The 21,986-nt window shown below is 48.6% G+C and carries 23 protein-coding genes and 2 pseudogenes; 15 read left to right on the top strand and 10 right to left on the bottom strand.

What is annotated here, in order from left to right:
* Positions 1-281: 281 nt before the first annotated feature.
* Positions 282-863 carry a YrbL family protein gene (locus JTI85_RS12385; RefSeq protein WP_048211528.1) on the top strand — a complete coding sequence of 194 codons (582 nt, stop codon included), beginning with the start codon at positions 282-284 and terminating at the stop codon, positions 861-863.
* 130 nt (positions 864-993) lie between these two features.
* Here JTI85_RS12385 and JTI85_RS12380 read toward each other — a convergent pair whose 3' ends face one another.
* Positions 994-1,557: a MarR family winged helix-turn-helix transcriptional regulator gene (locus JTI85_RS12380; RefSeq protein WP_219351573.1), complete on the bottom strand. Its 564-nt coding sequence runs from the start codon at positions 1,555-1,557 to the stop codon at positions 994-996.
* 115 nt (positions 1,558-1,672) lie between these two features.
* Between JTI85_RS12380 and JTI85_RS12375 the strand changes: the two genes are divergently transcribed.
* Positions 1,673-1,903, top strand: coding sequence for a glutaredoxin domain-containing protein (locus JTI85_RS12375; RefSeq protein WP_048211530.1), 231 nt, complete (start codon positions 1,673-1,675; stop codon positions 1,901-1,903).
* Positions 1,904-1,971: 68 nt separating this feature from the next.
* Positions 1,972-2,241, top strand: coding sequence for a Rho-binding antiterminator (locus tag JTI85_RS12370; protein ID WP_040231149.1), 270 nt, complete (start codon positions 1,972-1,974; stop codon positions 2,239-2,241).
* A gap of 28 nt (positions 2,242-2,269) precedes the next feature.
* Here JTI85_RS12370 and JTI85_RS12365 read toward each other — a convergent pair whose 3' ends face one another.
* On the bottom strand, positions 2,270-3,040 hold the full coding sequence (locus tag JTI85_RS12365) for a DeoR/GlpR family DNA-binding transcription regulator (RefSeq protein ID WP_116360040.1): 771 nt from the start codon (positions 3,038-3,040) through the stop codon (positions 2,270-2,272).
* Positions 3,041-3,158: 118 nt separating this feature from the next.
* Between JTI85_RS12365 and JTI85_RS12360 the strand changes: the two genes are divergently transcribed.
* The 4 genes and pseudogenes from JTI85_RS12360 to JTI85_RS21435 all read left to right on the top strand — a co-directional run.
* Complete coding sequence (locus JTI85_RS12360; RefSeq protein ID WP_048211533.1) at positions 3,159-3,542, top strand: VOC family protein; 384 nt, start codon at positions 3,159-3,161, stop codon at positions 3,540-3,542.
* A 375-nt stretch (positions 3,543-3,917) separates the two neighbouring features.
* Positions 3,918-4,379 carry a carboxymuconolactone decarboxylase family protein gene (locus JTI85_RS21445; RefSeq protein WP_121584702.1) on the top strand — a complete coding sequence of 154 codons (462 nt, stop codon included), beginning with the start codon at positions 3,918-3,920 and terminating at the stop codon, positions 4,377-4,379.
* A 36-nt stretch (positions 4,380-4,415) separates the two neighbouring features.
* Positions 4,416-4,823, top strand: a complete 408-nt coding sequence (locus JTI85_RS21440; protein ID WP_048211535.1) for a cupin domain-containing protein — start codon at positions 4,416-4,418, stop codon at positions 4,821-4,823.
* A gap of 109 nt (positions 4,824-4,932) precedes the next feature.
* Positions 4,933-5,216 (top strand): annotated as a pseudogene (locus tag JTI85_RS21435) (zinc-binding dehydrogenase); the annotation flags it as partial.
* 22 nt (positions 5,217-5,238) lie between these two features.
* On the opposite strand, the gene JTI85_RS12340 reads toward JTI85_RS21435, so the two are convergent.
* Positions 5,239-6,270: a mechanosensitive ion channel family protein gene (locus JTI85_RS12340; protein ID WP_048211537.1), complete on the bottom strand. Its 1,032-nt coding sequence runs from the start codon at positions 6,268-6,270 to the stop codon at positions 5,239-5,241.
* A gap of 245 nt (positions 6,271-6,515) precedes the next feature.
* Here JTI85_RS12340 and JTI85_RS12335 point away from each other — a divergent pair, with 245 nt between their 5' ends.
* Entirely contained in the window at positions 6,516-6,776 is a 261-nt protein-coding gene (locus JTI85_RS12335) for a DUF2534 family protein (RefSeq protein WP_048211538.1), read from the top strand.
* 48 nt (positions 6,777-6,824) lie between these two features.
* Here JTI85_RS12335 and uspE read toward each other — a convergent pair whose 3' ends face one another.
* On the bottom strand, positions 6,825-7,775 hold the full coding sequence (gene uspE / locus JTI85_RS12330; protein WP_005126626.1) for a universal stress protein UspE: 951 nt from the start codon (positions 7,773-7,775) through the stop codon (positions 6,825-6,827).
* Between the two features lie 174 nt (positions 7,776-7,949).
* Positions 7,950-9,350 (bottom strand): PLP-dependent aminotransferase family protein, encoded by a 1,401-nt coding sequence (locus JTI85_RS12325; RefSeq protein WP_255574754.1) that lies wholly within the window; start codon positions 9,348-9,350, stop codon positions 7,950-7,952.
* A 75-nt stretch (positions 9,351-9,425) separates the two neighbouring features.
* Between JTI85_RS12325 and JTI85_RS12320 the strand changes: the two genes are divergently transcribed.
* Together JTI85_RS12320 and JTI85_RS12315 are read left to right on the top strand one after the other, a co-directional pair.
* The gene (locus JTI85_RS12320; protein ID WP_233610545.1) at positions 9,426-10,187 is read left to right on the top strand and encodes an AzlC family ABC transporter permease; all 762 of its coding nucleotides are present in this window, start codon (positions 9,426-9,428) and stop codon (positions 10,185-10,187) included.
* On the top strand, positions 10,187-10,486 hold the full coding sequence (locus JTI85_RS12315) for an AzlD family protein (RefSeq protein WP_061067985.1): 300 nt from the start codon (positions 10,187-10,189) through the stop codon (positions 10,484-10,486). Before JTI85_RS12320 ends, JTI85_RS12315 begins: the two co-directional genes overlap by 1 nt.
* Positions 10,487-10,747: 261 nt before the next feature.
* Here the strand turns inward: JTI85_RS12315 and fnr are convergent, their stop codons facing one another.
* Positions 10,748-11,500, bottom strand: coding sequence for a fumarate/nitrate reduction transcriptional regulator Fnr (gene fnr, locus JTI85_RS12310; RefSeq protein ID WP_003020397.1), 753 nt, complete (start codon positions 11,498-11,500; stop codon positions 10,748-10,750).
* A gap of 194 nt (positions 11,501-11,694) precedes the next feature.
* Complete coding sequence (ogt, locus tag JTI85_RS12305) at positions 11,695-12,210, bottom strand: methylated-DNA--[protein]-cysteine S-methyltransferase (protein ID WP_048211542.1); 516 nt, start codon at positions 12,208-12,210, stop codon at positions 11,695-11,697.
* A gap of 197 nt (positions 12,211-12,407) precedes the next feature.
* Between ogt and smrA the strand changes: the two genes are divergently transcribed.
* On the top strand, positions 12,408-12,971 hold the full coding sequence (gene smrA / locus JTI85_RS12300; protein WP_219351572.1) for a DNA endonuclease SmrA: 564 nt from the start codon (positions 12,408-12,410) through the stop codon (positions 12,969-12,971).
* A gap of 12 nt (positions 12,972-12,983) precedes the next feature.
* On the opposite strand, the gene JTI85_RS12295 is transcribed toward smrA, so the two are convergent.
* Positions 12,984-14,216, bottom strand: coding sequence for a sensor domain-containing diguanylate cyclase (locus JTI85_RS12295; protein ID WP_048211544.1), 1,233 nt, complete (start codon positions 14,214-14,216; stop codon positions 12,984-12,986).
* 67 nt (positions 14,217-14,283) lie between these two features.
* Positions 14,284-16,398, bottom strand: coding sequence for a bifunctional diguanylate cyclase/phosphodiesterase (locus JTI85_RS12290; protein ID WP_219351571.1), 2,115 nt, complete (start codon positions 16,396-16,398; stop codon positions 14,284-14,286).
* A gap of 411 nt (positions 16,399-16,809) precedes the next feature.
* On the opposite strand from JTI85_RS12290, the gene JTI85_RS12285 reads away from it, so the two are divergent.
* The 4 genes and pseudogenes from JTI85_RS12285 to dbpA all read left to right on the top strand — a co-directional run bounded on the left by JTI85_RS12285 (position 16,810) and on the right by dbpA (position 20,978).
* Complete coding sequence (locus tag JTI85_RS12285) at positions 16,810-17,976, top strand: methyl-accepting chemotaxis protein (RefSeq protein ID WP_233609601.1); 1,167 nt, start codon at positions 16,810-16,812, stop codon at positions 17,974-17,976.
* A gap of 157 nt (positions 17,977-18,133) precedes the next feature.
* A complete protein-coding gene (gene zntB, locus JTI85_RS12280) occupies positions 18,134-19,117 on the top strand; it encodes a zinc transporter ZntB (RefSeq protein ID WP_061067982.1) in 984 nt (327 codons plus the stop codon).
* A 330-nt stretch (positions 19,118-19,447) separates the two neighbouring features.
* Positions 19,448-19,576 (top strand): annotated as a pseudogene (locus tag JTI85_RS21765) (hypothetical protein); the annotation flags it as partial.
* Between the two features lie 28 nt (positions 19,577-19,604).
* Positions 19,605-20,978, top strand: coding sequence for an ATP-dependent RNA helicase DbpA (dbpA, locus tag JTI85_RS12275; protein WP_219351570.1), 1,374 nt, complete (start codon positions 19,605-19,607; stop codon positions 20,976-20,978).
* Between the two features lie 95 nt (positions 20,979-21,073).
* Here dbpA and ttcA read toward each other — a convergent pair.
* A partial coding sequence (ttcA, locus tag JTI85_RS12270; protein WP_219351568.1) for a tRNA 2-thiocytidine(32) synthetase TtcA occupies positions 21,074-21,986 on the bottom strand: 913 nt, incomplete at its 5' end.

The raw sequence follows: 21,986 nt of genomic DNA, 5'->3' as shown, positions 1-21,986 counted from the left end.
GGTGAATGAAGCTTAGTTGAATACCTTCCGCTGTTTACCTTCGTTAACAACATCAAAAAAACAAAGCTGGCGTGGGTTTCTCCAACAGTATCTCCTGGCGTTCAACCTGCTGCACATCCACCGTTACTTTGCTTCAGTACGTCACTACAAAAGTTATTTATTGGATGAATACGCTATTTGTTTAACAACCATTGAAATAGATAGATACACAATATTTTTTGGCTGAGACAACTCTTCGTTGAGGCAACTCCATTTCACGTAGGGTAAAAATAAAAAATATTATGAAACAAATACTTATATTGAAAGATGAAGACTTGCTGGCACGAGGTAACGATCGCTACGTCTTCCAGCATCCACAGGATAGTAAACTGCTGGTCAAAATCGTGATTCCAGGCATTGCGAAATATAAAAGCAAGCTACGTGAGGTCTTTCGGGACATCAAAGAATGTAAGTTGAGTCACCAAACAGACGCATTTTATATGCAAAAAATTGAAGGACTTGTTGAAACAAATAAAGGAATAGGGCAACTCACGGTTAAGGAATGTGATGAGCATGGTCACATCGCACAAACTCTTTATCAGCTTGCCCTGAACAAAGAACTTGATGCCAGCAAATTGCAGAAGTTGAATGTTTTTTTAGCGTGGTTTGTCAGTACCGGTGTCATTATTAACTCCCTGCATTGTAAAAACATCGTCTACGCCTGGGATGCCACGCGCCAGGAATATTGTTTCAAAGTCATTGATGGTTTTGGTGACAAAACGTTTTTTCAGCTCAGTAAGTTTTCAGCGGCAATACGAGATAAAAATAAAGTCAAATGTCTCAAGCGGATGCTACGGGATCTGAACCACCTGCAACATACGTAATCCGCAGAAATTGTTGACGATATGGCGTGGGAACGCGGCTACCGTAATATCGCCGTGTCAAATGCCTGTAGCGAGTGGTTATCCTGGAAAGCGGCAACCCGGCCACATGAAGACACTATAACAGAGAAGATCATACGTCCGGGGGCTGATGCTCCCGACAAATTAACATCGAATCATCCTCGCTCAACGGTTCTTTCGTTAAATTACAAAATCCCTGACCATTTACTTTTTGGTGGAACCGACAGCTCTGGCACAGACCAAATCCCGGCACATTACTGGTGCGCTGAATGCCCCGCAGAAATTCGAAGAGTAGCTCCTTGAGTAAACCCGCGCGTTCACCCATCGCAGATTCGCCCGTCATCAAAAATGAGGGGGGAAGCAGGGCATCCAGCAAATTTTTGGCCGACTCGGTGAGCTGCAGATGAACGCTACGCTTATCCCTGGCATCCTGCGTGCGTACCACCAGTCCTTTTGATTCCAACAACTTTAGCGATTGTGACACCGTTCCTTTGGTGAGACCGAGGTAGTCCGTCACGGCGAGAGGCGTATTGGAGTAGCGGTTACAGCGTGCGAGATACATCAACGCACTGAGCTGTACTGGCTGAAGATCCGCCAGTAAAGGATGCTGGCGAAACCACATCCGCGTCAGACCAGACAGTCGGTCCAGTACGTCAAAAAGCGACATATCATGCATAACAAAATCCTCCTCGGCATATAGTATCGACTAAAAACTATATTGACAAAGCATAAAACTGGCGTAGCATAAATTATAGTATCGATTCGATACTATAATTTAAAGGAGAGGTATCATGACCAAAGCCCGTTTTTATCATGCTGGTTGCCCGGTTTGCGTTTCCGCAGAAGAAACACTGCTACAGTATCTGTCCCCGGATGTGGAAATCGAGGTTATTCATTTGGGAGAACAACCCGATCACGTTGCAGAGGCGGAGCGAATCGGAGTGAAGTCTGTTCCCGCTCTGGTAATCGACGGTAATGTGCTGCATATCAACTTTGGCGCACCTATCGAAGCGCTGAAATAGCGTCGCATGTTCGGGAAGTCGCGTGAGCTATTTCCCGAACCGGCGTGGACATAGGGAAGGGGGGATTTATGTGTGCGGCAGAAAAGTACCATCCTGTCGATTGCGATCTGCATGACTATCTGGAGATTGCCTGTCTTTATCACTATTTGCTGCGCATTGAACTGACTACCGGGGAACACTTTGATGCCAGGGCCGTGACGACATGCACCACAGCAGACAAAGAGGAATTCTTGCTTGTGGAGTGCCATGAACACCATCATAGAATTCGCCTGGACTATCTGTCAGCCATTACCCCATTGACGGCTGGCGCCACTTTTAGCACCGTGATATTCCGTTGAATTTACACGTAAAAAGACTGCGCCACCGTTATACGGTGTAAATGCGGATGTCATGCGCCTGAAAAGCGGTGCCGTACTGTTTGCTGATGTTTTCCTCCACGACAATGACATCAATGTTACTGCTGGCGGTGACAACATAACGTGCGACGGCAGGGATCTTATCCGCCGTCAGTGCGACGATAGTTTCGTTACACTGCTTAATTACCGCTTTTTTAAACTCACAATCGGCGTAATCAAACCCGGTTAATCCGGACTCCGGTGCCATCGCACAACCACCAATAAAACCTTGATCAAATAAAATATCCTGTACCTGGGCAATGGCTGTCGGACCTACGCACCCACCGGACGATCGCTGCACTGGCCCACCTAACATGATGACCTCGAATAGCGGTTTTTTCAGCAGTACGGCGGCAATATCAGGTGAATTTGTCACGACGGTTAATGCAAGCTCAGAGGGAAGGGCTTCAGCCATTGCCAGGTTGGTTGTTCCTGTGTCGATAAAAATACAGCTTCCGGATTTCACTAGCCGGGCACATCTTTGCGCGATGCTGCTCTTTTTCGCGGTATTAATATTCTTGCGTACTGTGATGTCAGCTGACTCTGGTAGTGAAATGACAGCCCCGCCATAGACTTTCTTGCAAACACCTTCTTTACACAACTCTTGTAAATCGCGGCGGATCGTATGTTCTGACACCCCCAAACGGACGGCCAGTTCAGTACAGATCACTCTGCCGTTTTCCTGCAGGATCTGATAGATAAGCGCCTGGCGTTGATCCGGGAATGCAGCGTAATCGAGCATGAGAACTCCATAAAAATAAACATCGAGCAATAACGTGCATAATCCTGCATTATAATGCAGGATGTCAATATCCCTTAACGGGGGCGTACCGTTCAGAGTAAACGATAAGAGGATCGCGATGAAAATTGCACACATGGCTTTATGGACCCGGGATCTTGAACGACAAGCCCGGTTCTGGGTGTCGTTTTTTGATGGTGTGATAAACGAAAAATACTGCAGCAAAACCAATCCCGGGTTTGAATCTTATTTCGTCAACATTGGTGAGGACATTGCGATTGAGTTAATGACCAAACCGGGACTGACCCACCCTGTACCTGACAATAACACTTCAGGATGGGTGCATCTGGCTCTCTCTGTTGGTGGCGCGGGGCATGTTGATGCTCTGGCTATACGCGCAAAAGAACAGGGCATCCTGGTCTCCGGACCGCGAACCACCGGTGACGGGTATTACGAGGCCGTCATTCAGGACCCCGACGGTAATTTAATCGAGATTGTAGCGTAATACGTAGATCAGTCCGGATGACAAAATTGCCCGCGCAGGATCTGTAGTTCAGTAATACCTCGGGTTATTTGTTGGGTGGCCAGACCGAGTGTTGCGGCAGCCTCTCTGAACTTCAGCGTTTCGGCTGCCGTAAAAAATATCTTTCATGTGTCGAGTTTATCCAGCATATGAGTCGCTGGCCCGTGAAATTGGATGCACCGCAAGTGGATGTGACGGACAGCGCTGTACTGCCTCATTGTGAATAGCGCTATTCATGACTTGTCTTCATTGGTTTGTCCTTATTTAACCCTCTAATCGTCGATACGCTGAGCCTCTATAATTTTTGCGTTTTCAGCATTCGGCGGCAGAGACTGTCGCCTCCCCGGAGAATCGAACATGTCAAATCATTTGAATGCCAGACAACTGGCAGTTGTCCCCATTGCAGCATTCACTGCCACAGGACAGCCAGATAAGCTGGAGGCAGCGCTTAATGCAGGGTTAGCTGTTGACTGGAACAGCCTGCTGGCGGGGAGCCAAACGCAAACCCAACTGGTTGGACAGCCGGTTAGCGGTCCGCTGTTTGATTTTGCCCCTGCCATTGATACCTGGCTTAAAGCACATCTGTTTGGCGATATTTTTCAGCGCGATGTACTGGACTGGCCGACTCGTGAACTGGCAACCGTCTCTGCGTTAGCCGTACTGGGCGGCGTGAACAGCCAACTGAAAAGTCACTTCGCGATCAGCCTGAATGTTGGGTTCCGCCCTGAGCAACTTATCGCGTTTACTGCGCTACTTAAGCAGCACTGTGGTGCTGAGATTGCGGAAAATGCCCGTGCAGTTCTTGATGAATGTATTTAAGGAATTCCGTTAGCTAATACCCCAGCAGGAGTCATGATGAACGAACAATTTGATGGCAACAGCGTCTTTCCCCGGGGAGAGAAAAATGAAGCCTATGCGAAGTACTTCACCGGGACCAGCTATCTGACCATGCTTTCAATGGAAGGAGTGGTGATTGGTAACGTTGCATTTGAACCTGGCTGCCGTAATTTTTGGCACATTCATCATCAGGGCGGTCAAATTCTGCTGGTGACTGGCGGCAGAGGCTGGTACCAGGCGTGGAATCAACCTGCGCGAGAACTGAAAACGGGTGATGTGGTTCATATTCCGGCGGGAATGAAACACTGGCACGGAGCTGCACGTGATAGCTGGTTTGCCCATATTGCGGTAGAAATCCCGGTAGCAGGCGCATCGAATGAATGGCTGGAGCCGGTCGCTGACGCCGAGTACAACCTGTTGCCCTGAGCTATGCTGGTTGAGGTGCACTTTATCTCTGAGGAGATCGAAATAGCCATGAACGTGAAGGGTTATGCCGCGCTGGCGGTGAAAGAAGATCTGGTCCCGCACAGTTTTGTTCGTCGTGAAGGTGCCGGAAGGAATCGACTTACGTGGTGCTGCACCGTTGTTGTGTGCCGGTATCACCACATGGTCGCCGTTGCGTCACTGGCAGGTTGGGCAGGGGAGTAAAGTCGCTGTTGTTGGGTTGGGTGGCCTGGGACACATGGCGATCAAGATTGCTAAAGCATTGGGGGCTGATGTTACGTTATTCACGCGGTCGCCTGGCAAAGAAGCTGATGCCAGACGCCCGGGGGCAGTGATGTTGTGCTTTCAGCAGACAGCGAACAGATGAAAGACGCGGGTATCCGCGTCTTGATTTTGGTTAGTGGGCAGAAGGTTGTGCCTCGGCGTTATCCATATACAACGTCTGACTGGGGAACGCAAAGTCAGCACCGTTTTCCTGAACTATTGTAATAATTTTCAAGTACACATCTTGTTGTACAGCAAGCCACTCCTGCCACACGGTGGTTTTCGTGAAGCAATACACCATGATATTCAGTGATGAATCGGCAAATTCATTAAAATAGACCAGCAGGGTTTGTTTTTGATCTATTCCGGGATGATTTTGCAACATTTTTCTGACCGACTCGACAACTGCGCCAATTTTATCAGCATCTTCATAACGTAACCCGATCACCGTTTTGATTCGTCGATTACTCATCCGCCCCGGGTTTTCTACACTGATGGAAGAGAAAATTGAGTTCGGCACGTATAACGGACGGTGGTCGAAGGTGTTTATTTTGGTCATTCTCCAGCCGATTTCCGTTACCGTACCTTCGATATTTCGGTCCGGAGAGCGGATCCAGTCACCGATGCTAAACGGCCTGTCGAAGTAGAGCATAATGCCAGAGAAAAAATTGCTCAGGATATCTTTACCTGCCATACCGACAGCGATACCGCCGATGCCGCCGAACGTTAACAGCCCTGACAGGCTCATGCCGAAATGCTCACCGTACAGCAAGATGATGGCGACGACGATCGTAATCTTAATGATGCGTGACATGATCCTCGCACTGGTGATATCTCTGCCCTTACTAATCTGCGTTTTTTCAAACTGGTTGATGACCAGAAAGAGTTTTATCGTCAGGATCAACGCAATCAACGAGGTACAGATAAAGTCGACCACGCTTGGGGAGATAAATTTCAGCTTATAACTATCGATGACGTTATTCGCAATAGTGCCAAACGTACCAATGATAATGGCATAAACAAAAAACTGTGCTGCGTGGAATATGAATCCTTTGCAGTGTTTTTCACTACGATGAAACCACACGCTCATCAGGACTAACGCTGCACAGCTGCTGAGAATTACCGTTAAATTAAACGCATTATTTATAAACAGTTCAGCGATCATGATTCTCCCAGGTCACTCCGTGTTAGCTAAATATCATCTGACATCCTTCATCAGCGGATATTTTACCTAGTTCAGGCTGTCAGATCATTCATCAAAAGGAGAGCGAAATAATACAATCAGCGTTATTTTCAGGCGAATAGTACGCATGTCAAGTTTGAGTGTGGCGTATGTAGCAGACAGTGAGTTGATGTCATGGTATTGTTGCTGCAAAGTAACACGGTATTCATCTGCATAAGGACGATATTATGATCATGGCTAAGCTGAAGACAGCGAAGGGACGGAAGTTTCTGTTATGTCTGCTTGGGGTATTTATTATTGCGGCATCGGTTGTGACGCGCGCGACGATTGGTGGCGTCATTGAACAGTATGACATTCCGCTTTCCGACTGGACAGCTTCGATGTATGCCATTCAATCCGCAATGATTTGCGTCTACAGTATGGTTTTTACTATTTTGCTGGCTATTCCGCTCGGTATCTATTTCCTCGGAGGCGAGGAGAAGCACTAAGAACATGTCATGCCGGATGACATCGCCATCCGGCATTTTGCTGCAGGATTAATCGTCTTCTTCGTCGTCCAGTTCAACCGGGGTCTGGTACTGATCCGGTTTGATAACCAGCAGGTCGCAACGCAGATGGTCGATAACCTGTTCTGCGGTATTCCCCAAAAACGCAGCTGATATGCCGGTGCGCCCAACGGTGCCGAGTACCACGATACCCGCCTGTAAATGCTCAGCTAAATCCGGGATGACCTCTTCAGGCAATCCTTTTTCAACGTGTGTAACTTTTTCATCAATACTGAATTTCTGGCGTAATGCCTTCATGGCCAGCAGATGTTGTCCACGGATGGCGTCGTTGTACACGCTGGGATCAAATTCAGGTAGCTCAATCGCAATGTTGATAGGCGTTACAGGATAGGCGCCCACCAGGTGTACTTCGGTATGGTTAACCTGTTCTGCGAGCTGCAACGTTTCTTTGACCAGTTTTTCGTTGAGTGCATTGTGATATGCCTCTTCACTGGCGAGGTTCACCGCTACCAGCGCTTTACCACCTTCCGGCCACGGCTGATCTTTGACCATCCACACCGGGCTTGGACATTTACGCAACAAATGCCAGTCAGTTGGTGTGAAAATCACGGCTTCAAGGCGATCGTGTTGGTGTGCCATTTTGAGCACCAGGTCATGCTTAGCGCTGATCACTTCCTGGATGATGGCTTCAAAGGGACGGTTGTGCCAGACCACTTTAATATCAAGCGGGATCCCTGCTTCGATATAGTATTTCGCTTGTTCACGTATCCATGCAGTTCGCTGGCTGATGACCCCCTGACGCATTGCCGTACGCTCGTCCGGCGACAGCAGGGTGGTCATCTCGTAGGAAAAGTCATAGATCGGCAAAAAGGCTTTAATTTTGCCACCAATCCGTTGATGCAAATAAACAGCTCGCCGTAATGCTGGTTGATCGTCCTGGTTTGGATCGATGACTACCAGCATGTTTTGATACATAGCCATACAGGGTCTCCTTACAACTGTCACCGCAGTTTGTATTTAAAAGAGTAACCCAATAATGTGGATTGAAACAGGGGAGAACCTCTTGCCAGATCAATAAACTGGGGAAATCTCCAGCTTTTCCCCACATCCCGCTCAATTTAAACCATTTTCCGTTGTTTCTATTGTGCTTGCGCGCTACACGGAAAAAGTTTGGACGCGTGGACGTTTCAACTGCCCGGCAATCTCTTTAAGAGTTAAGAGTGCCCGGTGAAGTTGTTCGATCTCCGGCCCACCAATGCACAGTCGGATACCTGACTGCTCGGATAACGGGTTGACCTCTGTTGATACGGGTGAGGTAACTTTGATCCCTGCCGCTAAGGCTGCTTCGTAGAACGGCTGTACGCTTTCGCGAGCCAGTGGCAACCAGAGGTGAAAGCTGGGATGCCCGGAGCGATAAAGATGCTCACCTAAAATAGAAAAGGCTAATTCATAGCGGCGAATTGTTTCGTGTTCTATCGCAGAGGTTACGGTTTCCGCTGTACCATCAAGTAACCATTGCTCCATGATCGCGCAACTTATCGGGGAAACCATCATTGCCGTTGCTCTGAGCATCGATTCAGCTCGGGAATATAGCTGTTCAGGCAGCAGAAGTCCGCCGATGCGTAACGTGGGGTTCAGTATTTTAGATAAGCTATTTACATACAAAGTGATATCCGGTGCTAATCGGGCAATTTGTGGGAGTTCAATATTACGGGTGAGTCGATAGACATCATCTTCGATAATAAATAATGCGTTTGCACGGCAAACGCGTATCAGGTCTTTTCGCCGGGCAAGACTCATTATGCGCGTCGAAGGGCTTTGTAGCAGGGGAGTGACATATACCGCACTGCGTTTGTCATCGCTGGCATCCAGCATTTTCTCCAATACTGAAACATCCATCCCTTCGTCATCCATCGGGATGCCAACCAGTCTCAGTTTTAACAGCCGTGAAAGTTGGATCAGTCCGGAATACGTTTGCGCCTCCACATAAAGTGTCCCAAAAGGTTCGCATACCGTTGATAACGCCACTGAAAGCGCATGTTGCGCTCCGCTGGTAATAATGAGTTGGCGATAATCAGCGGGCATTCCCAGCCTGTTGAACCAGCGAGCCATCAGGCGACGGTGTTCGTCATGGCCGGCTGCTGGCGCGTAGGTGTTGAACATGTCCATATCCGGACGGCGAGCGATTGCCGAAAGTGTCGCGCTGAGTGAACGCGAGCTTAGCGCAGCCGGGGGGGTATTTTGCGACAAATCGATGACGGTCTGACCACGCGAATTTGCTAGTGCTACAAACATCCCGCTTCCTTTCACACTTCTGACAAGTCCACGTTTCTCAAGGATCCCATAGGCTTTCGTTACGGTGCCAAGCCCGATACCCAATGTGTCCGCTAAATTACGGTGGGCTGGTAAGCGGGCGCCATGCTGAAGCGATCCTGAGAGGATATCTTCGGCCAGGGCCTCAACTAATTGTTCTGTTGGAGATGTCGCATTGCTGGACAGTCTTGGCTGCCAGGGAGAACGCTCACGCATCGGATCACCATAAGTGTAATGTGACACTATTTATATTTACTAATAGTGTCACGCATTCTATTCTGACGCCAGTATCAAAATGGGTCAGAACAGGCATCGGGTATGAGTGTGAAAAGTATGAGTGAAAGTATAGATGGCGCAGGATCTGCAGATGATCCGACAGCTATTGATAGTATTAGAAAAGACGTTGTCCGTGGGTTGAAAGACGGTTTTCCCGTTTTACTTGGCGTGATTCCTTTTGCTCTGGTTTTGGGGGCCCAGGCCAGCCATAAAGGACTCAATGGTTTAGCTGTTCCGCTAATGACGGGATTAAATTTCGCTGGTGGATCTGAATTTGCAGCAATACAAATCTGGACTTCACCTCCCCATATTTTTCTTATTATGGCAGTTACATTCCTGGTTAATAGCAGACATATTCTGATGGGGGCAACTCTTGTTCCGCTGTTGATGCGTTTTTCTAAGCGTAAAGTTTTACCTGCACTTTTTTTTATGACTGATGAAAGTTGGGCGTTAAGTTATAGTGATGCATATAAAAGAAGCATTAATAATGTTCCTCATTTTAGTATGCCTTATTATTTAGCCGCTTCTTTTTCTTTTTATATTATGTGGGTAGGTTGTACCACGTTAGGCGCGTTAATCGGCCCTGTGCTTGGCGATGTTCATCGTTACGGTTTTGATATGGCTTTTCCCGCTGTATTCCTTGTGCTTGTCAGGGGCATGTGGAGCGGTTTTCGCAAAGCGATACCGTGGTTTGCCAGCCTGATTGTTGCGGTTGCGGTTTATCATTATGTCCCCGGTGTTTGGTATGTCATGGCAGGTCCGTTGGTGGGATTAGTGGTTGCATGGTTGCAGGGGGATAAATAATGCCAGACCAGCAAACGCTGTTCGCCATCCTCCTGATGGCTCTGACCACCTATGCGACACGTATTGCGTCGTACATGATATTGCGCAACCGGGTGTTATCCCCCAGATCGATGGCCGTTCTTAAATCATCGCCAGGATGTGTCATGCTGGCATTTATCGCACCTTATTTTGCGTCCGGAAACCCTGCCGATCTTATCGCATTAGGTTTAACACTGATCGCCGCTTTACGTTTTCCTATGCCTGTCACCGTTGCTATTGGTGTGCTGACCGCTGCTATCCTGCGTCATTATCTTGGCTGAGAATATTGGATTATTTACAGAAGTAAATGTCTGACCATGGAATAGTTTGGTTATTATATTGAATCACCTCAGAGGCTTTTTATGCTACCAGGCAGGAAAGAGTTTTTAACCGTAGTTATTGTGACAGCATTAATGATGGGAATATTTATATTGAGTACACTTATAGTTTTTATATTTTAATTAAATCAGAGCAGAAGAGCCTTCTGCCAAACCATTAAATTGGGGTAATTTAGCAATTTGACAGAAGGTTAACTGAGAAGGTTACGCAACGTTACGCGTGTGGCCAGCAAGGACGGCCAGCGCATCGCTATTCTCAATAGTGATATATTTACCTTTCACCGCCAGCATACCGCTTTTCTGGAAGCGGCCCAGCAGACGGCTAATGGTTTCAACCGTCAGGCCGAGGTAATTACCGATATCGCCACGGGTCATTGTCAGACGGAATTCGCGCGGAGAGAAGCCTCGCTGGGCAAAACGGCGGGACAGATTGTAGATAAAGGCCGCCAGGCGCTCTTCAGCATTCTTCTTCGACAACAGCAGGATCATGTCCTGGTCGCCTTTGATTTCGCCACTCATCAGACGCATCATCTGTTGACGCAGGTTCGGCATTTTGCCGGACAGGTCATCCAGGGTTTCGAAAGGAATTTCGCATACCATTGACGTTTCCAGCGCCTGGGCAAAGCTTGGGTGATGACCGCTGCCAATCGCGTCAAAACCAACCAGGTCGCCCGCTAAGTGGAAACCGGTGATTTGCTCATCGCCTTGTTCGGTAATGGTATAGCTTTTTATCGTTCCGGAACGGATAGCATAGAGTGACTTAAGCTCGTCACCTGCTTTAAAGAGCGTCTGCCCCTTTTGGATAGGCTTTTTGCGCTCGATAATGTTATCGAGCTGGTCAAGCTCATGCTCGTTAAGTGTGAACGGGATGCAAAGCTGGCTGATGCTGCAATCCTGGCAATGGATAGCACAACCGCCAGACTGAATGCGCCGTATAATTCGCTTTTCCGGGATCATAGGTCTGCTCAAGCCGTAATTGATATTTGTCAATTTTAACATCTTTTTGGTGAGCACGTAAGCCTGAGCTACTCCCAATAGAGAATAATTCAGGCATAAGCGAGTTGAATGTTTGTATCTATCTGATTAACCGCACTTTATTTTGGGATGCATTGTGTGGAAGTGTGATGAATAAGGCATTAATTGCCTGGATTCTAGAGTAACAGATAGCCTTCATGGCGCAATAACCACTCTTTTCGCTGCACGCCACCCGCATAGCCAGTCATTGTGCCATTCCGTCCAATCACGCGGTGGCACGGGACGACGATGCTGACAGGATTGGAACCATTAGCCGCACCAACGGCTCTGGCGGCACCGGGGCGCCCCAGTTGTTCAGCCAGTTGTCCATAATGCATGACCTGCCCGCAGGGGATAGAACGTAACGCTTTCCAGACCTCGCGTTGGAAAGGGGTTCCCGCTGTTGCGGTTTCAAGCGTATCTATAATGCTGAGATTTCCCGCAAAATACTCTGCCAGCTTATCGCTTAGCCCTCCGGGGTTTTTGGCAGCAATACGCTGATAACCCTCGGAACGATAATGAATATCGAGTAATTGCTCCATACGATCGCGATGTTGATCCCATTCAACCGCACGCAGGCGAAATTGCTCATCACAAATTACCCACAACGGGCCTAGGGGTGTTGCAATGATGTCTTCAAGTAAGTTCAGCATCCGTTTTTCTCATTACAGGCGGGGTTACACATTATCATGTCAGTGATAGTCGTTTCTATACCCCCAAAAACGGATCTTAACTTGTGGAGGTAAAGGAATGTCGAACGGTGCGTTATTGGAAATAACCGTAAACCGTTGTCGGTATAATAGTGCGCGGTTATGATAATGACCGTCGTAAAATCGCTGGAGGATGAAACATGAACCATGATGATGCATCGCTGTTTCTTGACGCCATGGGGGATGTTCAACCACTGAAGGGATGCGCCGATGTTCACTGGCAGCCAACGCGTAATCTTCGCGCTCCGGCACGTATTGATACGCTGCAGCTGGATAACTTTCTCTCGACAGGTTTTCTGGATATCGTCCCGCTGAGCGTTCCGCTGGAGTTTCGTCGTGAAGGGTTACAGCATGGCGTGGCTGACAAGCTGCGCACCGGGAAATATCCGCAACAAGCAAGCCTTAATCTTGTGCGACAGCCCGTTGAAACCTGCCGCCAGATGCTATTTAGCTTTATTTTACAGGCGCAGCAGGATGGGTTGCGCAACGTCCTGGTGATTCACGGTAAGGGGCGTGATGATAACTCCCATGCCAACATCGTTCGTAGCTACGTCGCGCGTTGGTTAACGGAGTTTGATGATGTGCAGGCTTTCTGCACCGCACTGCCGCATCATGGCGGCAGCGGGGCATGTTATGTGGCGTTACGTAAAACGGCGCTGGCGAAACAGGAGAACTGGGAACGCCACGCTAAACGTAGTCGCTAGACAGGGTAGTCATCAGGCAGCCAGCACTCTGTTTCTGCCTTCATTTTTGGCTTTGTACAATGCGTCGTCCACGCGTTTAAATAACTCATCAATACTTTCATTGGCTTCGTGTCGCGCCACACCAATACTGACAGTAAAGCGGGGAAGGCCAGGGAGGCTTACCTTGGCTACCGTCGCGCGTATTACTTCAGCGAGATTAAGTGCTGCATCTAAAGACGTGCGTGGCAAAAGCAGTACAAACTCTTCTCCCCCCCAACGAAAAACCAGATCGTCTTTTCTTGCACAGGATTCCAGGGTGCGTGCCAACGCGCAAAGTACATCATCCCCTTTTAAATGCCCGAAAAGATCGTTGATGCTTTTAAACCGGTCGGTGTCGATTAGCAGCAAACTGTAATCCTGCGTTAACGATGTTGTGTGTGTCTGCGCTGGCTCAGTTATCTGATAAAAATGCCGCCGGTTGAGTAATCCGGTTAACGCGTCATGCAAGGCGGCGCGTTCCAGTTCCAGTTCCAGACGTTTTTGCTCGGTAATATCGTGAACAATGCACAGCATCAGCTTATTGCCGTAGATTTCGATAGGACCGGCATAGGTTTGTACGTGACGGGTGCTTCCATCGGCAAGTCTGTGGACAAAATGTAAGGGCTTATGGCCACCAGGAAGATGCGCAATTTTATGCATTATCGGCAATATATGGCGCCCCAGCATATTGATTTCCCAGGTATGCTTCTGACACATCACGTCATGATCATAGCCATAGAAATTCAGGGCACTGAGATTTGCATCCACAATCAATCCGTCGCGTGACGGATCAATAAGCAACATGGGTGCTGAGTTAGTCTGGAAAAAACGGGCATAGAATCCTTGTTTTTTCCGCTGATAGGTGGCAGAGCGGCTGGCTTTCAGACCTTGCGCTGTCGGTGTTTCAATGCCTTCATAGAGGATAACATCACCTATATCCTGAAGCGTCCTGATGGACAAACGACAGGCCAGCGCGATTTCCTCGCTTTCGCGGTAAACCGTGAGGATCTCCACAATGTCATGATGATTTCGCAAATCACTAAGATACATAGGTAAATCATTTTGTGCGTGCGTGGAGAATGTGCCTTTTCTGAGAGGGGGGAAACACGGGGCCTGCATCAGTTCCCGTGCAACGGTATTGGCGAACACCAGTTCTTCGGTATGTGGCGAAACGATCCAGACCGGAATGGTTAATAAATCCAGTGAATGCAGCTCGTTTATGCTCATCGATAATCCCGTTATCTTCATATGCTGTGTTGCCGGTTTATTGGCGAATTTTTTTAATTATGCAATCTCACAATGTTATTGATTGTCGGTGAGACAAGGGTTGTACCGTTGGTTTTACTTTTGTGGCGTTTTCAGTTTGTATCAAGTCATAGATTTTATGTGCTGGCAGCGGTTTCGCATACAGGAAGCCTTGCAGCACACCGCAGCTCATCTGGGTTAACAGCGTTTCCTGCTCCTGGGTCTCTATACCCTCTGCCACAACGCGCATATTCATAGAGTGCGCTATGTCTATAATAGTAGACACGATTTTTGTATTTTTGCTGTTCTCACTAATATCTTTGACAAATATTCTGTCGATTTTTAATTCTCGTGCCGGAAGTGATTTCAGCATCAATATATTTGAATAACCGGTGCCAAAATCATCAATAGAAACGGTGATCCCCAAATCGGCAAACGCGTTCAGGACTTCTACGCTGCGTTTTAAATTTTTAAGTGCCGTACTTTCAGTCAGTTCCAGCGTGAGATGTGCTGGTGAAAGCTGATATTGTGCCAGGGCGTTGCAGACTATATCGACAATATCAGGTTGTTCAAACTGGGCTGGTGACAGATTAACGGCAAGGGTCCACTCCGTGTGGCCTTGTGACTTCCATTGATATAATTGACTGCATGCCTGCTGGAGAACCCAGGTGCCGACAGGAATAATCAGGCCTGTTTCTTCAAGTGCGGGCAGGAATTCAGCCGGCAGCAGAATGCCGCGTTCAGGATGGTGCCAGCGTAACAACGCCTCAAAACCCGTCAGAGAGCGATCCCCGGCGGTGTATTTAGGTTGATACCATAATTCAAATTGATTCCGCTCAAGCGCTTGCGACAGTTCCTGCAAGAACGTTGGTGGCGTATCGGCGATAGCCTCCATCTCTGGGGTATAAATCGCCCAGCCGTTTCTGCCAGCCTGTTTGACATGATACATCGCAGTATCGGCTTTAACTTTTAGCTCATGTAACGTTGAGCCGTGTTCGGGATAAAGACTGCTTCCCGCGCTTAACGAAACGCGAATGGTATGTCCAAACAGTGTAAAAGGTTCTTTGACGGCGCTGGCAATACGGGTCATCAGCACTGAAATTGCTTCCCGGTTGCTGTTTGGCACCAGCAGGATAAATTCATCACCACCCAGCCTCGCCAGCGTCATGGTGTCCTCAAGGCAGTTGTATATGCGTTGTGTGCTGGAGATAAGCAACTGATCGCCAATGTGATGGCCCCAGGTGTCGTTTACGATTTTGAATCGATCAAGGTCGATAAAGACCAGGGCGAAGTGTTGTTGATGCAGTTTGGAATGACGCAGGCAGGTCTGTAAGCAGACGTCTATTTGCGTTCGATTGGCAAGGCCGGTCAGCGCATCGAAGTGGACCTGGTGCTCAAGCTGGCAGTTCAGTTGATGCAGATTATCGGCCAGTCTTGAGGTGCGTAGCTGAGAATCCACCATCGAAATGACCAGCATAATACCCAGAATCACCAGCGTGACGGCGCAGACCCAGATAGAGAGTTCCAGCGTGCTCAGTCCATCATGCGCAGTGTGACCGAAATGCGTGAAGGTGGCCGCCCCCATCCCGGTGTAATGCATTGAGGCGATCGCCAGCGCCATTACCAGAGCGGCAATAAGTCGGTTTATTAATGCGCGTCGGGTATTTTGCCGCAAATGAAAAGCTAACCACAGGCCGATCCCTGACGCGATAATGGCAATGACCACGGAAAGCAAAATGAGTGAGAACTGCCAGCGGATAGCAACATGTTCAACGATAGCGACCATGCCAACGTAGTGCATGGTCACAACACCGGTGCTTAATAGGCTTGTTGCAACAATAAGCCGCCTGGCCGAAAGCGTTTGACCTGATATCGCAATATTGATGGCAAGCGTCGCGGAAATGAGAGCGATCAAAAAAGAAAATGCCGTGAGTGAAAAGTGATAATTAATTGGCATACTCATTTTCATGGCCAGCATGCCAATAAAATGCATCGACCAGATCCCCATCCCCAGCGTTGCCCCGCCAGATAAACGCCAGAAAGTCGATTCCCGACGATTAGAGATCGCCACTTTCCCTGCGCTATCGAGGGCAATAAACGAAGCAATGAATGCGACAACAAAGGAAATCCCAATCAGTACAGGGTCCCATGACACGTGCAACATCTTACTACCCATCGATAAAAAACCGTGATGATAAATCTAGCAGATTCTGTCCAGTTAACCTGGTAAAACCAGGCGCGTTCTTAGTTTCCTGTCAGCAGTATTAGTCTGAGCCGCTATAACGGTGGAGTACGTGATGTTTGCTTATGAAAACATTCACCGAGTTTATGATTTGGCGTATTTTTGTTCGCATTGTGCACTGGGTGACAATAGTCTGGCAACTGGCGTGAACGCCAGCTTATGCGGGATAAATAACCAAACTAATGTAAACTGGTGGTGCGATAGTGTGCTTTAAGTGAAAAGGCGGCATGCTCTCTTTGAAAGTGGAACTTTCGGTATCGCGGAATGGCAATCTGCATTGCAGGTGCTATAAAAAATAATACTCCGCGTTATTCTTTGGCAGGCAGGATTAAAATGTTAAATAATATAAGCGTCAGGACGTTTATTACTTTATTTCTGGTATGTACCGTAGTGGCCCTCAATATCGTAGAGGTAATATTATCTGCAGGATTTAATGTCATTATTGGCACTGATGTGGTTTGTACTATTTCACTATTATATTTATGGTGGTATATGACAAAATATCTCGTCGTGCCGATTAATACGGTAAAAGAAAGTATTGAAGAGGTGACTGCAGGGAATCTGGCAATGAGTATTCCTGAGTTCGGTAATAATTGTGCTGGCAGACTTATTCCGGGAATTAACAGTCTGGCGAGTAATATTTCCACGTTAGTCAGTGAGATCAGATCCTCTTCGCGGACCGTGATGACGCTTTCTGAACAACTCGCGGAGCGTAGCGCTGAACTGTCAGTAAAAACGGAACAGCAGTCTGGCGCGTTAATGCAAACAGCTGCGAATATGGATGAGATAGCGGTTAGTACGCGCAATAATGCAGACAATACGCACATGGCGAGCGCCCAGGCAAATATTGCGACACAATCTGCTCGCCAGGGGGGCGATTTAATGGTGCAGGTCGCCACCAATATGCGCTCGATCACCGACTGCGCTCAGCAGATGACTGAAATTATCGCGTTAATAGATGGTATTGCATTCCAGACGAATATTCTGGCATTGAATGCGGCGGTTGAGGCGGCGAGGGCTGGTGAACATGGCAAAGGTTTTTCTGTCGTTGCAGGTGAAGTGAGAATATTGGCACATCGTAGCGCAGAAGCGGCAAAAAGTATTAAACGGCTTATCGATGAAACGCATCACAATGTCCAGCAGGGTGCGGCGGTTGTACGTGAAGCCGAAAAAAACATGCAGGATATTGTGGGTGGTGCAGGGCAATTAAATCAGCTGATGGCGGAGATATTAACAACCACACGGGAACAGGAAAACGGGATCACCAGAATTACCCAGGCTCTTGCCGAACTGGAAAACGTGACGCAAAGTAATGTCAGCATGGTCGATGAGTTATCTGATTCGTCCGGTATCCTGAAAAGTCAGGTGAATGATCTTCTGTCACGCACACATAAATTTCGCTTAAGTAAAAATATATCTGTCGAAACAACCACGATCTTGCATCGAGATTCTCCTGTCTCCGGACTACGTCAACGGGTTAAATGCAGTTCTTCATATTAAGATTCAACATCTGCTCGCCACAGCGCCGAACCCGTCGGCGCTTTTTATTTTCTTGAACACTTTTATGAATCATTTCAGCATAATGGGACAATGCGATATTGCTTAACATATACTGAAGACTAGACTAACGAAAAGTTTGAATGTTTATGGAGGCGCTGTGGAAGCCATTAAGGGAACCGAAGTTAATGTGCCGGATGCCGTGTTTGCCTGGCTGCTGGATGGTCGCGGTGGCGTGAAACCGCTGGAAGACAACGATGTTATCGACAGTGCGCATCCGTGCTGGCTGCATCTTAATTACACCCATTCTGATAGCGCGCAATGGCTGGCGACAACGCCTCTGCTTCCTAATAATGTGCGTGATGCACTGGCGGGAGAAAGTACTCGCCCGCGCGTAAGCCGGGTCGGGGAAGGGACGCTGATTACGTTACGCTGTATTAATGGCAGCACCGACGAACGCCCTGACCAGCTTGTCGCCATGCGCTTATATATGGATGAACGCCTGATTGTCTCAACACGTCAGCGTAAAGTGCTGGCACTGGATGATGTGGTAAGTGACTTGCAGGAAGGGACGGGACCGTCTGACTGTGGTAGCTGGCTTGTGGATGTTTGTGATGCCTTAACCGATCATGCCAGTGAGTTTATCGAACAATTGCATGACAAAATTATCGATCTGGAAGACAACCTGCTGGATCAGCAGATCCCGCCTCGCGGTTTTCTGGCATTGCTGCGCAAACAACTGATAGTCATGCGGCGCTATATGGCCCCTCAGCGCGATGTTTATGCGCGCCTGGCCAGTGAACGTTTACCGTGGATGACTGACGATCACCGACGTCGGATGCAGGATATCGCCGACAGATTGGGAAGAGGGTTGGATGAGATCGACGCATGCATCGCCCGGACGGGCATTATGGCGGATGAAATTGCTCAGGTTATGCAGGAATCTCTGGCGCGAAGAACCTATACCATGTCGTTGATGGCAATGGTTTTTCTGCCCAGCACATTTTTAACCGGACTGTTTGGCGTCAATCTCGGGGGGATTCCCGGTGGCGGCTGGCAGTTTGGTTTTTCGCTATTCTGTATTCTGTTAGTTGTCCTGATTGGTGGTGTTACTTTATGGTTGCATCGTAGTAAATGGTTGTAACAACTACGTTTTTCATCGACTTTCGTGAGTGAAAACGGCGAAGTTTTTGAGCGAGGTCAATAAACCATCTACCTATTCGGGGCAATATCTCTCTCGCAGGTGAATGCAACGTCAAGCGATGGGCGTTGCGCTCCATATTGTCTTACTTCCTTTTTTGAATTACTGCATAGCACAATTGATTCGTACGACGCCGACTTAGATTAGTCGGCTTTTTTTTTGCCTGCAGGAAACCAGCGTCTACCCTAAAAGGGTCAGTCTGACTCACTGGAGGGTAATATGACCTGCTTATTCGCCCCGTTGCAGTTGCAACGTCCCCATTCCGATACTGTTCCCACCGACCCGGTTCCGATTCCCGACTCCATACCTCGTCCGCAACCTATGCCGGACCCGTCACCGGATGAAGAGCCGATTAAATTGTCGCATCACGGGCGCAGATCTGCGAGGATACGCGCCTGCTGAATGTGAGTTTTTACCGCGAGATTAAATTGTGACCGCTTTTTCAACCCTGAATGTTTTGCCTGCCGCCCAACTCGAGAATCTTAATGAGCTGGGTTATCTTGAAATGACGCCTGTTCAGGCCGCTGCGTTGCCGGCAATCCTGGCAGGAAAAGATGTTCGTGTGCAGGCAAAAACCGGCAGTGGCAAAACGGCCGCGTTTGGTCTTGGCCTGTTACAACACATTGATGCTGCGCTGTTTCAGACTCAGTCGCTGGTGCTGTGCCCAACCCGCGAACTGGCTGACCAGGTCGCCGGTGAATTGCGTCGTTTGGCGCGTTTTCTGCCAAATACCAAAATTTTGACGCTGTGCGGTGGCCAGCCCTTTGGCGCACAGCGTGATTCTCTGCAACATGCCCCACATATTATTGTTGCCACGCCGGGACGTTTACTCGACCACCTGCAAAAAGGCACCGTCTCCCTTGATGCGTTGAATACGCTGGTGATGGATGAAGCCGACCGGATGCTGGATATGGGATTTAGTGATGTAATTGATGACGTAATCCGCTTTGCGCCAGCGTCACGTCAGACATTGCTGTTTTCTGCAACCTGGCCGGAAGCGATTGCCGCGATCAGTGGTCGCGTGCAGAACAATCCGTTAACGATTGAGATTGATACAGTCGATGCGTTGCCAGCGATTGAACAACAATTCTTTGAAATCTCCTCACACGGCAAAATTCCGCTGTTGCAAAAATTACTTAGCCAGCATCAGCCGGCATCATGTGTGGTTTTCTGTAACACCAAAAAAGATTGTCAGGCTGTTTGTGATGCACTGAACGCAGCCGGGCAAAGCGCATTATCGCTTCATGGCGATCTTGAGCAACGCGATCGGGACCAGACGCTCGTACGTTTTGCCAACGGCAGTGCCCGTGTTCTGGTTGCCACCGATGTGGCGGCGCGTGGCCTGGATATTAAATCGCTCGAGCTGGTGGTTAACTTTGAACTGGCATGGGATCCGGAAGTTCATGTACACCGTATTGGACGTACTGCCCGTGCGGGTAACAGTGGCCTGGCGATTAGCTTCTGTGCGCCGGAAGAAGCGCAACGTGCCAATATTTTGTCCGAGATGCTGCAACTGAAGCTGAACTGGCTATCCGCACCGGGTAATGGTTCAATTCTGCCGCTGGAGGCTGAGATGGCGACACTGTGCATCGATGGCGGTAAAAAAGCTAAAATGCGGCCTGGTGATGTATTAGGGGCGTTGACCGGAGATATTGGGCTGGACGGGGCAGATATCGGCAAGATTGCCGTTCATCCGGCGCATGTCTACGTGGCCGTTCGCCAGGCTGTAGCACATAAAGCGTGGAAGCAACTGCAGAACGGTAAGATCAAAGGTAAGAACTGCCGGGTTCGTTTATTAAAATAAATGCCCGTAGGAATGCCTGATGGCGTTCCGCTTATCAGGCCTACTGGTACTGACGTAATACCTTGTCCAGTAGGCCGGATACGGCATCCTCTCTATTACTTCACTTCCACCACGTTCAGACGCAACTCATCTAACTGGTTTTCATCTTCTTCCGGCTGCCAGCCTGCTGGTTGCAGTGGGATCTCTTCACGATCGAATGCCAGATCACCGCCATCTACCACTTCTGAGCCGTGTTTGATGCCTTTAAAATCGAACAGATTAATATCGCTCAGGTGAGAAGGCACCACATTCTGCATCGCACTGAACATCGTTTCAATACGACCTGGATAGCGCTTGTCCCAGTCACGCAGCATATCAGCGATCACCTGACGTTGCAGGTTAGGCTGTGAACCACACAGGTTGCACGGAATAATCGGGAAACCTTTCGCTTCAGAGAAGCGCTCGATATCTTTTTCGCGGCAATAGGCCAGCGGACGGATCACAATATGCTTACCATCATCGCTCATCAGCTTCGGCGGCATGCCTTTCATTTTCCCGCCGTAGAACATATTTAAAAACAGCGTTTGCAGGATGTCGTCGCGATGGTGTCCGAGCGCAATTTTGGTGGCGCCTAATTCGGTTGCCGTGCGGTACAAAATGCCGCGGCGCAGACGAGAACAGAGAGAGCAGGTCGTTTTGCCTTCAGGAATTTTATCTTTGACGATCCCGTAGGTATTTTCTTCGACAATTTTATACTCAACACCCAGTTGTTCCAGATACTCCGGCAGGATGTGCTCCGGGAAGCCCGGTTGTTTTTGATCCAAATTTACGGCGACCAAAGAAAAACTGATTGGGGCGCTTTGCTGCAAATTCCGCAGGATTTCCAGCATGGTGTAGCTATCTTTCCCACCGGAAAGACACACCATAATGCGATCGCCGTCTTCGATCATATTGAAATCGGCAATAGCTTCACCTACGTTACGACGCAGGCGTTTCTGTAATTTGTTCAGGTTGTATTGTTCTTTCTTT

Origin of the sequence: Citrobacter sp. Colony219 (assembly GCF_019382635.1) — a bacterium.
Lineage (GTDB): Bacteria > Pseudomonadota > Gammaproteobacteria > Enterobacterales > Enterobacteriaceae > Citrobacter > Citrobacter youngae.
Note: the sequence above shows the minus strand (reverse complement) of the source record. Positions and strands in the feature narration are given on the sequence as shown.